This window comes from Pedobacter heparinus DSM 2366 (assembly GCF_000023825.1).
Lineage (GTDB): Bacteria > Bacteroidota > Bacteroidia > Sphingobacteriales > Sphingobacteriaceae > Pedobacter > Pedobacter heparinus.
In genome coordinates, this window is the sequence record NC_013061.1 from 1,077,534 (window position 1) to 1,090,146 (window position 12,613).

At 39.4% G+C, this 12,613-nt stretch carries 12 protein-coding genes; all 12 read left to right on the top strand.

From position 1 onward, the window contains the following. Positions 1 to 9: 9 nt before the first annotated feature. Positions 10 to 657, top strand: coding sequence for a DUF6266 family protein (locus PHEP_RS04630; protein WP_012781090.1), 648 nt, complete (start codon positions 10 to 12; stop codon positions 655 to 657). Positions 658 to 817: 160 nt separating this feature from the next. Further along, the gene (locus PHEP_RS04635) at positions 818 to 1,210 is read left to right on the top strand and encodes a hypothetical protein (RefSeq protein WP_012781091.1); all 393 of its coding nucleotides are present in this window, start codon (positions 818 to 820) and stop codon (positions 1,208 to 1,210) included. Then, complete coding sequence (locus PHEP_RS04640; RefSeq protein WP_036675170.1) at positions 1,129 to 1,644, top strand: C40 family peptidase; 516 nt, start codon at positions 1,129 to 1,131, stop codon at positions 1,642 to 1,644. The genes PHEP_RS04635 and PHEP_RS04640 overlap by 82 nt, the downstream gene beginning before the upstream one ends. A 235-nt stretch (positions 1,645 to 1,879) precedes the next feature. Continuing rightward, on the top strand, positions 1,880 to 2,890 hold the full coding sequence (locus tag PHEP_RS04645) for a hypothetical protein (protein WP_012781093.1): 1,011 nt from the start codon (positions 1,880 to 1,882) through the stop codon (positions 2,888 to 2,890). Between the two features lie 9 nt (positions 2,891 to 2,899). Further along, entirely contained in the window at positions 2,900 to 3,232 is a 333-nt protein-coding gene (locus PHEP_RS04650; protein ID WP_012781094.1) for a nucleotide pyrophosphohydrolase, read from the top strand. 132 nt (positions 3,233 to 3,364) lie between these two features. After that, entirely contained in the window at positions 3,365 to 5,272 is a 1,908-nt protein-coding gene (locus PHEP_RS04655; RefSeq protein ID WP_012781095.1) for a DUF2075 domain-containing protein, read from the top strand. Beyond that, the gene (locus tag PHEP_RS04660) at positions 5,269 to 5,691 is read left to right on the top strand and encodes a very short patch repair endonuclease (protein ID WP_012781096.1); all 423 of its coding nucleotides are present in this window, start codon (positions 5,269 to 5,271) and stop codon (positions 5,689 to 5,691) included. Before PHEP_RS04655 ends, PHEP_RS04660 begins: the two co-directional genes overlap by 4 nt. Before the next feature lie 159 nt (positions 5,692 to 5,850). After that, positions 5,851 to 7,275 (top strand): DNA cytosine methyltransferase, encoded by a 1,425-nt coding sequence (locus PHEP_RS04665; protein ID WP_012781097.1) that lies wholly within the window; start codon positions 5,851 to 5,853, stop codon positions 7,273 to 7,275. 2 nt (positions 7,276 to 7,277) lie between these two features. Further along, positions 7,278 to 8,330 carry a DNA cytosine methyltransferase gene (locus PHEP_RS04670; RefSeq protein WP_012781098.1) on the top strand — a complete coding sequence of 351 codons (1,053 nt, stop codon included), beginning with the start codon at positions 7,278 to 7,280 and terminating at the stop codon, positions 8,328 to 8,330. Between the two features lies 1 nt (position 8,331). After that, positions 8,332 to 9,447, top strand: a complete 1,116-nt coding sequence (locus tag PHEP_RS21430) for an HNH endonuclease (protein WP_012781099.1) — start codon at positions 8,332 to 8,334, stop codon at positions 9,445 to 9,447. 8 nt (positions 9,448 to 9,455) lie between these two features. Beyond that, on the top strand, positions 9,456 to 10,916 hold the full coding sequence (locus tag PHEP_RS04680; RefSeq protein WP_012781100.1) for an ATP-binding protein: 1,461 nt from the start codon (positions 9,456 to 9,458) through the stop codon (positions 10,914 to 10,916). Between the two features lie 5 nt (positions 10,917 to 10,921). Next, positions 10,922 to 12,592, top strand: coding sequence for a Z1 domain-containing protein (locus tag PHEP_RS22395; RefSeq protein WP_012781101.1), 1,671 nt, complete (start codon positions 10,922 to 10,924; stop codon positions 12,590 to 12,592). Positions 12,593 to 12,613 lie beyond the last annotated feature (21 nt).

The window sequence follows — 12,613 nt, forward strand, 5'->3', positions numbered from 1 at the left end:
TTAAAAATCATGGGTATTATCAGACAGGGGATCCTTGGCGGGTTCCGAAACAAAACAGGAAGTGTGGTGGGGGCTTATTGGCGCAACCGCGATGTGATCAGGGGTTTGCCCCGGGTAAGCAACAAGCCGGCAACCCAGGCGCAGATTAACCAGCGGTTTAAATTTGGCTTGGTTACGGGCTTTTTGGCACGCCTTTCCAGCTTTATTGACCTGGGCTTTGGTTCGGGGAATGGCTCAGTAAGTGCGATGAATGAGGCCGTATCCTATCACCTGCGTGAAGCCATTACCGGTGCAGCGCCCAATTTCAGTATCGACTACAGCAAATTGAAGATCAACAAAGGCAAGCTGTTGCTGGCCAATGGCATAGAAGTGGCCATTACCGTGGCTGCCCGTATTGACTTCAGCTGGCTGAACACGGTGCCCGACGGCAAATACAAGGATGCGACAGACAGGGCCAATGTGGTGGTGTATAATCCGGCAAAGAACAGCTTTGTGACTTTGCCTGGTGCTGCTGCCCGTTCGGCCTTAGGTTACAACTTGTTGCTGCCCGCCGATTACAGTGGCGATGAGGTGCATTGCTACATCAGCTTTAGCTCGGTAATCCACAAAAAACTGGTATCTGATACCTTTTATGTGGGAGAGTTTATTGTGCTGTAAGCTGAATTGAAATGGAAGGCTGTTTGGCTTGCTGATTTGCAGTTTAGGCGGACACAGGGTGACGTGCAACGTGCAAACAGCGCCCGGACAGCCTTCTTTATTACAATCGTCATCTCGAACATTGTGAGAGCTCTATAATCTTAAATTAAAATTGAAAAAGATGAATACTTTGAAAATAATAAAGAATGGTGTTGCGGAAAGCGAGCCATTTGTAAATAGATGGCCCGGTTATACAGGGTATGTATTGCTGGGTATACTGCTGTTGCTATGGCCCTTGGTAAGGCAGTTGCTTATGCATTCGGATCCTACGGCTGGTTACATCGACCAGAGCATCTGGTTGCTGGTACTGTTTAGCATGATCTGCTTTATGCTGGTTACCGGATTATGCTGGTGGTTGCTGCAGCGGTTTTGGCTGAGTTTGGGTTTGCCCGCTTTGGGCGATATGGTTGAACAGTTTAATTCGCTTGTGTTATGGCAAAAATTGGTTTTTTATTGGGCATCGTTTGGCTTGCTGCTGCTGGCAGCAGTTGGAGCTTTGGCCGCAATATTATAAGTTATGAAAAGAATAATTTCATCGAAATTGCCCGTTCGCAAATCGGGATTAGGGAAACAAATTGTGAAAATTGCGGTGTCGCTGTTAAGGGATATCTTAGTTACGTGGGTATCAAATCGCCTGCGCCCTGGTGCGCGGCGTTTGTGAGCTGGTGTTTTGGGCAGGCCGGTTATGCACGGCCCCGAACGGCCTGGTCGCCCGCGCTGTTTCCGCGTTCTAGGCTGGTTACTGCAGCTAAACCGGGTATAGTGTATGGAATTTTCTTTGCCAGTATGAAGCGTATTGGTCATTGTGGGATAACGGAGCGGTTACAGGGAGATTTTATAGTTGGTTTGGAGGCGAATACCAGTCTGGCCGGATCAAGGGAGGGCGATGGGGTGTATAGAAAAGTAAGGCACAAGCGCAGTATTCATCGCTATGCGGATTGGTTGTAACAAATAAAAAACTTATTCTTTTAAAAGAAAGGGGTATAAGCAGGATGGTTTATACCCCTTAACTATTTACAGATTTTTTATTTCTGTAATGCTGAGTTCGGGCAGAATTCAAATGCCTCTCTGGGCAACAATTCTAAAATTCTGACCATAAACTTTATTTTTTATACATTTATCTCAAAATATTGGATAAAGACTCAATTATCTGTGCGTCTTCATCTATATAATTTGACGCTAAATGAACAGAATAATTTTACAGCCTGCTGCCAATAAGCCTTCTCAGGAGAATTATAAGAATACGGTGATTAATTCGGTAAGTATTGCCAGTATTGTTAAATACATCAGGCCAGAACAAGAGGCTGAATTGAGACAGCTGTACCCTTCTGGTGAGCTAAGGGTATGGGGTGTAGACCGAGACGCAAAAGGCAGAAGCACCAAGGTTAACGATTGGAACAGAATCACAAAAGGAGATATAGGTCTGTTCGCAAAGGATAAGTTCGTTTACGCTGCGGCAACAGTTACCACCAAATTTCAAAATGAAGCACTTGCGGTGTTTCTTTGGGGTTATAAGGAGCCTGGGATTACCTGGGAATATCTTTATTTTTTAGATGAACTTAGGCCGTTAAACATCCCATATGCAAGTTTGAACGGTGTTATTCCCAAAGGGAAAATCAAAGACAATAAGTTTTACGAACCCAATAAAAATATTCAGGGCTTCCAGGTTTTATCCGACCTGCAGAGTGAGTATGTGTTTGCTGCTTTTGCTGATCTGGAAAGCGAGACCTATTTTGATGATACCATTACCGGCAACAGAGACGCTACAATAGCCAGGTTAAATAACCTGGATGGTACCGATAAAAACCAGGTTACAAAAGCACGGAAAGAGCAAAGGATCTTGAAGGAATGGTTGTTTGGAAAACGCAAATACGCTATCTGTGGAATTTGCAATAAAGAATACCCGGTTTCTTTGCTGGTTGTGGCGCATATTAAAAAGCGCTCAAAATCCAGCCATGAAGAAAGAATAAACCTTGACATTGTGATGCCTATGTGCAAAATGGGCTGCGACGAATTGTATGAACAAGGATATATTGGTGTTAAAGATGGCAAGGTAGTGGCCATTAAGCAGCCTTATACCACAGCAGCCATCAAAACCCTGACAGAATCTTTAAAGGGCAATACCTGTACGCATTACAACGATCAGACAAAGGGATATTTTGAATGGCAGCTAAAAGAGAATAAATTTCAATAAATTAGCCTGATGAGTAACTGGAAAGAACTACAAGAAGCTTTAATTAAATTCAGGAACGAGCGTGACTGGGAGCAGTTCCACAATCCGAAGGACCTGGCTTTGGCTTTATCTATAGAGGCAGCGGAGTTAAATGAGCTTTTCCTTTGGAAAAAGGCCGAGGATGCTGACCAGGAGAAGATCAAAGAAGAACTGGCCGATGTGCTTGCCTATGCCATATTACTTGCCGAAAAGTATGATCTGGATATCAATGAAATTGTATTGAACAAGATCAAGAGTAACGGGGAGAAGTACCCGGTTGAAAAAGCCAGGGGCACTGCCAAAAAGTATGATGAATTGAAATAAACCCTGGTATCAGTGGGCACATATTTGTCCAGTGGTCTCAATATTCTGATTATTATTTTATAATTTAGAATTTTAATCATTGTTTAAATGATAATCTCATTTTATTGGTTATCATTTTAAAGATTCAGACCTATGAGATTATACGCTGGCTCCTCAACTGAATTTATAGCCCTATGCAATAACAATAAAATCGCTGATCTTCTGGAAGAAGCATACTTAGCGGAATTTTTGTGTACACCCTCAAAATCTGAAATAACTTCCTGGAAAAGTTCATTATGCCATTTGGCGGAGCTGCTTGACCGTGCAGGCCTAAAAGACCTGGGTATAATGCTGGAGTACAAACTGCCACTGAGTGGCAAAAGAGTTGATGCCATCCTTTGCGGTACAGACCATGCACAAAATAAACAGGCTATCCTGATTGAACTTAAACAGTGGGAAGAGTGCAGGCTCACAGATTATGACAGTGATTATGTGGTAACCTGGATTGGAGGGAAAAACAGGTCTGTGCTCCATCCCAGTGTTCAGGTAGGTAATTACATGTATTACCTCTGGAACAATAGTGAGGTTTTTTACAGGTCCGACAGGCCTGTGAAACTTTCAGCCTGCAGTTATTTGCACAACTATAGCCTTTTAGACGATGACGTAATACTTGATAAGCGTTTTGAAAATGCCATCAGAAAGTTTCCGCTGTTTACTGCTGATGAAGCAGCAGCCTTCATTGATTTTATTGCCGAAAGGGTGGGTTCGGGAAAGGGGATGGAGGTGCTGGCGGAAATTGAAGAGAGCGAACTCAAGCCATCGCAGAAGATTCTGGATAAAGTTTCTACAGCAATCAGGCAAAAGCTAAAGGGCGAACTCACTTTATTCGGGAGATGTAAATCTAAAAAGGATTACATATTACTGGATGAGCAACTTGTGGTGTACGACCTTGTGATGAGCCTTGCGCTCAAGGACATAAAAGGTAAGCATGCAGTTGTGGTAAGAGGCGGGGCTGGTACGGGTAAATCGGTGATTGGCCTGCAGCTCCTGGCCGACCTGACTGCTTCCCGGTTAAATGCCCAATATGCCACCGGATCTAATGCATTTACAGAAACCTTAAGAGAAATACTGGGCCAGGGATCATCGTCGATACTCAAATATTTTATGTCGTACACTACTGCTGCACCTCAGTCTGTTGATGTTTTGCTTATGGATGAGGCACATCGGATCAGGGAGAAAACCGCAGGATTTTCTAAACGTACAGACCTTCTTCAAATTCAGGAATTGCTAAATGCAGCTAAGGTCTGTGTGTTTTTTGTTGATGATTACCAGGTGGTCCGCCGCGAGGAAATAGGAACATCAGGCTTTATCATTGAGCAGGCGGAAGCTGCAGGGTTTAAGGTTTACGAGTTTGACCTGAAAGCCAATTTCCGGAATGGAGGGTCTGAACGGTATAGCCATTGGATTGACCATATGCTCCAGATCAGGGAAACAGCCCATACAGAATGGGTAGATGAAACAAATTTCAAATTTGAGATTGTGGATGCTCCGGAAACCCTGGAACGGATTATCCAGGAAAAGGCTATGGAAGGATCAACTGCAAGAATTACCGCCGGGTTTTGCTGGGACTGGACGAAACGACTGGATAAAGACGGGCAATTGGTTAAAGATATAAGAATTGGCAGCTATCACAGGCCGTGGAATGCCTACAATAATTTAGAGGGACTACAGAAAGAAATTCCCAAAGCCAAATTCTGGGCCTATCAAAGGGGAGGAATTGATCAGATTGGGTGTATTTTCACTGCACAGGGATTTGAGTTCGATTATACAGGTGTCATCTTTGGTAAGGATATCAGATATAATCCAACTACGGGCCAGCTGGAAGGTTTTGAAGAATTTAGCTATGACTATCAGGTTAGAGGAACACATTTTCTTCGCTTAATTAAAAATACTTATCGGGTGTTGTTGGGAAGGGGAATGAAGGGTTGTTATGTGTATTTTATGGACAAGGAGACGGAAAGTTATTTTAGGAGCAGGGTGAGGGAAAATAAAGGGTTATGACAGACGTACACTCAAAGGAAACCCGCTCTTATAATATGAGCAGAATAAAAGGGAAGGATACTAAACCTGAACTTTTAGTGCGTAAATTTCTGCATAAAAACGGATTTCGTTACCGTATTCATGTTAAAGATCTTCCGGGCAAGCCAGATATAGTTTTACCAAAATATAAAACTGTTATTTTTGTGCACGGTTGCTTTTGGCATGGTCATGCTGGATGTCGGTACTACGTCATTCCAAAGACCCGAACTGATTGGTGGTTAAATAAAATCAATGGTAATGTAACTAAGGATCTTAAATCCAAACAGGCACTAATTGATAGTGGATGGAATATAATTGAAATTTGGGAATGTGAGCTTAGGAAGGCCAGGATTGAGAATACGCTCTTAGCTTTAAAAGAAAGTTTTGGTATAATCAAATAAAAAGTTTAGCTTTCCGGATAGAAATACGTAAACGCTATAGTTATGTATACCAACGAATTAAGGCTCTCACCTGAACGAAAAATATATTCATTCCGGTTCCGGTCTTTCATTAGACGGATTAATCCATATTCTATAAAACAAGCTAAAAGAAAGTACTCCATGTTAGAGTTTTATTATAAATTTCATAACAAAAAGTTTAAAATCAAATCAGAAGAGCTAGCCAATGAAATTGAAAAAATTCTTATTAACGAAAATCTGACTGTTATTGAATCTTCTGATAATCATATCCCATTAGGGTACAAATCTCTTCTTGGTGATTCATTATTCAGGCGTTTGAGTAATATTTACTATACAATCAGGCAAAATGATGGTAAAAACCATTTTTTGCTAAAAAAATATTTACCTGAAAAAAAACGAAAACCGAGATCTGCCAATCAATTTGCAGATTTTTTCAGTGGCGCCGGTGGGCTGAGTCAAGGGCTTATCAATGCAGGTTTCCAACCCGTATTTGTAAATGACAATTATACTGATGCATTGGAAACCTATTATTTCAATCACAGTTTGCCTCTCAACCAGTTTTATAACGGTGACATTAGAAAACTGGTTGAGAATTTCTCTCAGTATAAACATTTATTCAAAGGAGTGAAAATAATTTGTGGCGGGCCACCTTGCCAGGGTTTTTCAACTGCTAACAGGCAAAACTTTGAAGTTGAGGAAACAACAAAACAGAAGCGTTTTATTGAAGATGAAAGAAATGTTCTTTATAAGTATTTTGTAAAGCTCATTGGTCTTATTCAACCCGACTATTTCATTATGGAAAATGTAAAAGGGATGATGAGGGTTGAAAAACAAATTGAAGAGGACATACAGCGTGAAACCAATCATGAATATTCATTTATTCCTTTGGAGCTTGATGCGCAGAATTTTGATATTCCGCAAAGCAGGAAGCGATATATTCTTATAGGGGGTAAGAACTTTATGTTTATTGAACAAATTAAAAAGAATATTTACAGTAAAAAAAATGGAACCAGCAAATATAAACTTGCTGATGCTTTATACGGTTTGCCTGGTATTAAAACAAATCCCTATAAACTAAATCCGGATTACGAAAGCGAGGTTCATGGATATGCTATCAGAAAGCTGAAATTGGAGCAGAACAAATTTTTGAAGGAGATAAATGGAAGTAAGGAAATGAATTACCTCTTTAATCACAAGTCAAGATACAATAATGACAATGATCTGGAAATATTCAGGACCTTACCTGAGGGAGAGAACTCATTGCATCCCAGTGTACAGAAATTGAGTAACTATAATAACCGCAATCATATTTTTAAGGATAAATATTATAAGCTCAAACGGAATGAAGTATCTAAAACCATTACATCACATATGAAATATGATTGTCACATGTACATTCATCCGGATCAAGCGCGGGGATTAAGTCCACGAGAAGCAGCACGGATACAAACATTTCCGGATGATTATGTATTCAGAGGATCACTAAATGACTGGTACAAGCAAATTGGCAATGCCGTTCCAGTAAAAATGGCCCAGGTAATAGCGCAAGAATTGAAGAAATTTTAGAAATGAGATATATAGAATTATTTTCCGGTATTGGAGGATTCAGAAATGCGGCTGATCACCTAACTGTTGATACTGATCAACCATTTGAATGTATCGCTTTTTCAGAGATTGATAGACATGCTAAGTCTACCTATCTGGCAAACTATAATACGGAGGGGGAAGTCCAGATGGATGATATTATCAGTTTTACGGATGAAAAAAAAAATATCGAAAACTTACCTGATTTCGATCTATTACTCGGAGGATTTCCGTGTCAGGCTTTCAGCTTATTAGGAAAGCAACTTGGCCTGGAAGATGAAAGAGGAAAAATACTTTTCAGTATACATGAAATTCTAAAGGAAAAACAACCTGAGTTTGTAGTTCTCGAGAATGTCAGAAACATCATTAAACATGATAAAGGTAAAACCCTGGAATTGATAATTAATTTCTTTAGGGAACATAAATATAAATATGTAAACTATGTAGTTCTCGACACCCAATCGTTTGGACTCCCGCAAAGACGTAGCCGGATCTTTTTTGTCTGCAGTAAGAAGGAATTGGAAATTGAGCTTACAGAAGAAGCAATAGTCAGGAATTTTAACAATATTGATCATCATGGTTTACATACTTACTCGAATGTCCTGGATATCCTTGGAAAAGATGCTGATCAGAAATATTATCTGTCCGAAAAAATAAAACACACTATATTGGATGGTGGCTCTAAAAATTTCTGGAGTAAATCACAGATTGATCTGGATATAGCCAGAACGCTAACTGCTACAATGGTGAAAATGCATCGTGCCTGTCAGGATAATTATTATTCCGATGACTATATATTAACTGGCCAATCCCATATGGATACTTCGAAAGAAGTGTTATTTAAAAAGCCTGTAAGAAGATTAATGCCGTCAGAAGCTCTGAAGCTTCAAGGCTTCGATCAGGTTTTTTTTGATAGGGCCAGAGCAGCCGGTGTAAGTGAGCATCAACTTTATAAGCAGTCAGGTAATGCCTTGAGTGTTAATACAGGTTATGCATTATTACATTATTTATTTGTTCATCTTAGAATCCAGGATTAAAATGATACGTTCTCAAAATTTTTGGCTGGTAGCTTTGTTTCTTTCAAAATTCGGAGATCTTAATAAAGCAAACAAATCTGTTCCTCCTCAGGAAGTGGGCGGAACTTTATGGAAGGATGCCTATCAATATTTTTTTAATGATTTGGGAGAGGGTAGAACGACCTCTTCATTTGAACACAGTTTGAAGAATGCCAGAGATGCATTTGACAGTCACCTGAAAAAATCAACACGGATAGGATGGAAAGATTTAAGGGGCAGGGCGGCTATTTTACCCAAAGAAGCATTATATGTTTTTAAAAAATATAAAAATGTAGAGAGAAATGATTTGTGGAAGGAAATTCAATTATCAGTTCTGAAAACTAAAAATAATAATTCACTAAAAACTGAGCAAATAGCTAGTCCGAGTAGTAAAAATCCTAATTGGGTCAGACAAGAATTGATTCTTGCGCTTGATTTGTACTTCGATCTTGATCAGGGACAAATGCATAGATCAAATGAAAAAGTTATTGCGCTGAGCGATTTGCTTAGAAAATTGTCCGTACATAAGCATATTCCAGATATAAAGAAATTCAGAAATCCGAGTGGAGTTGCCAGAAGATTAGGCAATTTTAAAGCAATGGACTCAGGTTATACGGGTGATGGTTTGTCAAATTCAGGTAAGCTGGCGAAAATAATATTTGATGAATTCCGTATGCATCGTGGGAGGTTGAAAGAGGAGGCTGAATTAATTAAACAAATTGCAAATAAGGCGGTAGAGGGGAAGTTAGCCGAACCAGCTGTATCATACACTTCATCCAAGGAACAAGAATTTAAATACAATTACCATAAAAATCTGGAGTTGAATCCACTAACTTTCAGAGTAAAAAAGCAAAGCATTAACAACAGCGAACTAATCACCTGTTTTTTATGTAAAATGAATTCACAGGATGTATATGGTACCTTGGGAAGTGACTTGATGGAATTACACTATGTCGGCAACATTGATGAAACATCGTTAACAAGTGGCTTCAATCCTGAGGATTTTATATTAGTCTGCCCTAACTGCCATAAGCTGCTTGATACCTATTACGCAATTATAACATATGATGACTTAAAGAATATTCTATCAAGTAAATAACGATTCTCATGAAAGATAAAGATGCGAAATATGATATTGTAAGGCCGGAGGCAGAATTCCAGTTTCAAGCAGCAAGATCTTATGGATATTCAATAGAAACATCCATCGCTGACTTGATTGATAATAGTATTTCTGCAAAAGCAACGAAAATAAATATATCCTTTGGCGTGGACCGCTACGCATCTTTTGTAAGAATTGAGGATAACGGCACTGGAATGAATGAAAAACAATTGCGGGATGCAATGAGACTGGGTAGTTTAAACCCTCTTACTGAACGAAGCGATGATGACCTTGGTCGGTTCGGCCTGGGTCTTAAAACGGCGTCATTTGCACAATGCAGAAGATTCACGGTTAAAACGAAAAAAGCCAGGTTAAGGGAGTATGTGAGGTGTTGGGATTTGGATTTCGTTTCTAAAAAAAAGGACTGGGTGTTATTGAAAGATTGTATAGATCAGCATTCCAGGACTAATATGGGCGAGCTAACACTTGGCAATAATGGTACAATTGTACTTTGGGAGAAAATGGACAGACTGATGGAGTCCGAGGAACATAATCTGGATAAAGAAAATTTCTATAGAAAATTTGAAAATGTTAAAAGACATCTTGGATTAATATTTCACCGATATATAGAGCGGGGCAATTTGGAAATTACAGTGATGAATGAGATTGTCAACGCAATTAATCCATTTGATATATCTCCTGAATATCCCTCTCAAGAATTACAGGAAGAAAAATTATCAATTAAGGGGCAACCCATACTTATTCAGCCTTATATTTTACCCCATGAATCTAAATTGTCTGCAGAGGAGAAGATACAAATTCAAATGATAAAAGGATGGACTGCACATCAGGGGATTTATTTATATAGAAATCAACGGCTAATTTCTGATGGTGGTTGGTTGGATTTAGATTTCAGATTAAAAGAAAACCAACGTCTGTGCAGAATTTCCATTGATTTACCAAACACTTTAGATAAGGAGTGGCAAATCGACGTCAAAAAAGCATCTGCTAAAATTCCGGATTTAATCCGGAAAAGAATTAAAGAAATATGTCTTTCTGCAATTGAGAAAGCTGTTAAGGTCTATACACACAGAGGAGCATATATAAGGAGGAGGGGTGAAAAAAAAGATACAACCTTTTTGTGGATTGCAAAGCAAAAGCAAGGAGTAAAGACATATTCTATCAATGAACAACATCCTTTGTACGAGCTGTTATTCAACCACCTTGGTACTCAATCACTAATCTTTAAAGATTATGTGAAACTTCTTGCTGAAGCGATCCCGGTTAATCTGATAATAAATGACTTTGCTGATCCGAGATTGACAATAGGTACTCCTTTGCAGAATAAAGTGGATGTCCTTGAAGAAATATATAAATCTGCTCTCAAGGTATTAGTTGAATCGGGATCTTCTGAAAAGAATGCAATAGCCCAACTGAATGCAATGGATGTATTTCAGAAATTAAAATAATATATATGATACATTTTAACCAACTGAAAGCAAATATAAGAAGTCTGTTTGAGACGTTTAAAAAAGCAATGAACTATGATAGTGCTATGTCGCAGGCAATTGATGCGGTATGCTCTCCTTTCTCCTTTGAAGATGTAATTCTTCAGGGAAAGGCATTTGCGTCATTAAATGAGTTAAAAGACTATATCCGTGAAGAGCTTGAAGAAGAGGTAAACCTGATAGTAGATGATGGAACACATTTTTCATTAACAGATAATGAAGGACATATAGACTGGTACCGATCCAAAAAGGCTGATGATGAAATCAGATTTCGTTTCTGGAACAGATACCGTAAATATCTCACACACATCAAGGGATGGGCTGAATCTTCGGTCGATAAAATCGATACTATATCTGACGAAATTTTGGAGAACATTGAGGATCCCACTATTCCTAACCGGGCGTTTGACCGCCGGGGGCTTGTTGTCGGATACGTGCAATCCGGTAAAACAGCAAACTTTATGGGCATTGTCAATAAAGCGATAGATTCTGGTTACAGAATCATTATAATACTTGCCGGTACGCAGGAAAGTTTACGACAGCAAACCCAGGAAAGAATTGACGAAGAAGTGTTAGGTATTGACACCAATCCTGAAGAGAAACAGAAAAGAATAGGGGTGTCCACGCTTCCGGGAGAAGCTTATATTCCGATTGATTATTTCACGGAATCCAACCTGAAACCCAATAAATCAGGTGATTTTAATATCAGGAAATCAAGAGGAACGCCGCCAAGCAGTGAACGGCCGATTTTGTTTGTAGTGAAAAAGAACAAATCCATACTTACCAATCTCAGGAAATACCTGGAGCACTGGATTAATATTTTTGACGATGATCTTACGTATAAAAACGATACGGTTAATCAGTTCAATAATCTACCCTTACTGATCATTGATGATGAGTCTGATCAGGCCTCAATCAATACCAAGAGAACCGTCAGTCCCGATGGGGACGAAGTTGACCCCACTGCCATCAATTACTGTATAAGAGAAATTCTGAACCTTTTCCGTCAAAAAGTTTATATAGGTTTTACTGCCACACCGTTTGCCAATATATTCATCAGACATGATATGGATCACAGGGTACTCGGAAAAGATCTTTTTCCTTCAGCTTTTATTAAAACCCTGGGTGCCCCATCCAACTATTTTGGTCCAAAGGAAGTTTTTGGCTTAAATAACGATGCTGATTCCGGATTGCCAATCTATAGAAGTGTTGTTGATGCGGGAGGATTGCATACTGTTTTACCAATTGGCCATAAAGCAGACTATGTATTGACGGAGCTACCACAAACATTAAAGCTGGCATTGAAATCCTTTCTGATTTCATCTGCTGTACGCTGGTCAAGAGGACATGATAAAAAACACAATACAATGCTGGTCCATTGTACCAGGTATAATTTTGTACAATCTGCACTGGCAGAACTGATCAACGACGAAATGAGTTTGATCCGGACAGCTATTCTGGCTGATGACGTTGAGGTTTTATCAGAAATGCAGCAATTATATATCACCGACTTTATCCCCACTTCCGGAGAAATGGATAAGAACACGCCTGAATGGATAGACATAGTCCCGTTCATTAAAAAGACCGTGAAAAAACTGGAACGGGGAATGCCGCATTATAAATGGTACTGTAGGTGATATATTTGATTATAAAACCAA

What these genes read in the sequence shown, in the direction of transcription:
- PHEP_RS04670 (WP_012781098.1), top strand. Translation starts at nt 7,278, where the DNA reads ATGAGATATATAGAATTATTTTCCGGTATTGGAGGATTCAGAAATGCG.
- PHEP_RS04680 (WP_012781100.1), top strand. Translation starts at nt 9,456, where the DNA reads ATGAAAGATAAAGATGCGAAATATGATATTGTAAGGCCGGAGGCAGAA.
- PHEP_RS04650 (WP_012781094.1), top strand. Translation starts at nt 2,900, where the DNA reads ATGAGTAACTGGAAAGAACTACAAGAAGCTTTAATTAAATTCAGGAAC.
- PHEP_RS04630 (WP_012781090.1), top strand. Translation starts at nt 10, where the DNA reads ATGGGTATTATCAGACAGGGGATCCTTGGCGGGTTCCGAAACAAAACA.
- PHEP_RS04640 (WP_036675170.1), top strand. Translation starts at nt 1,129, where the DNA reads ATGGCAAAAATTGGTTTTTTATTGGGCATCGTTTGGCTTGCTGCTGCT.
- PHEP_RS04635 (WP_012781091.1), top strand. Translation starts at nt 818, where the DNA reads ATGAATACTTTGAAAATAATAAAGAATGGTGTTGCGGAAAGCGAGCCA.
- PHEP_RS04655 (WP_012781095.1), top strand. Translation starts at nt 3,365, where the DNA reads ATGAGATTATACGCTGGCTCCTCAACTGAATTTATAGCCCTATGCAAT.
- PHEP_RS04660 (WP_012781096.1), top strand. Translation starts at nt 5,269, where the DNA reads ATGACAGACGTACACTCAAAGGAAACCCGCTCTTATAATATGAGCAGA.
- PHEP_RS22395 (WP_012781101.1), top strand. Translation starts at nt 10,922, where the DNA reads ATGATACATTTTAACCAACTGAAAGCAAATATAAGAAGTCTGTTTGAG.
- PHEP_RS04665 (WP_012781097.1), top strand. Translation starts at nt 5,851, where the DNA reads ATGTTAGAGTTTTATTATAAATTTCATAACAAAAAGTTTAAAATCAAA.
- PHEP_RS21430 (WP_012781099.1), top strand. Translation starts at nt 8,332, where the DNA reads ATGATACGTTCTCAAAATTTTTGGCTGGTAGCTTTGTTTCTTTCAAAA.
- PHEP_RS04645 (WP_012781093.1), top strand. Translation starts at nt 1,880, where the DNA reads ATGAACAGAATAATTTTACAGCCTGCTGCCAATAAGCCTTCTCAGGAG.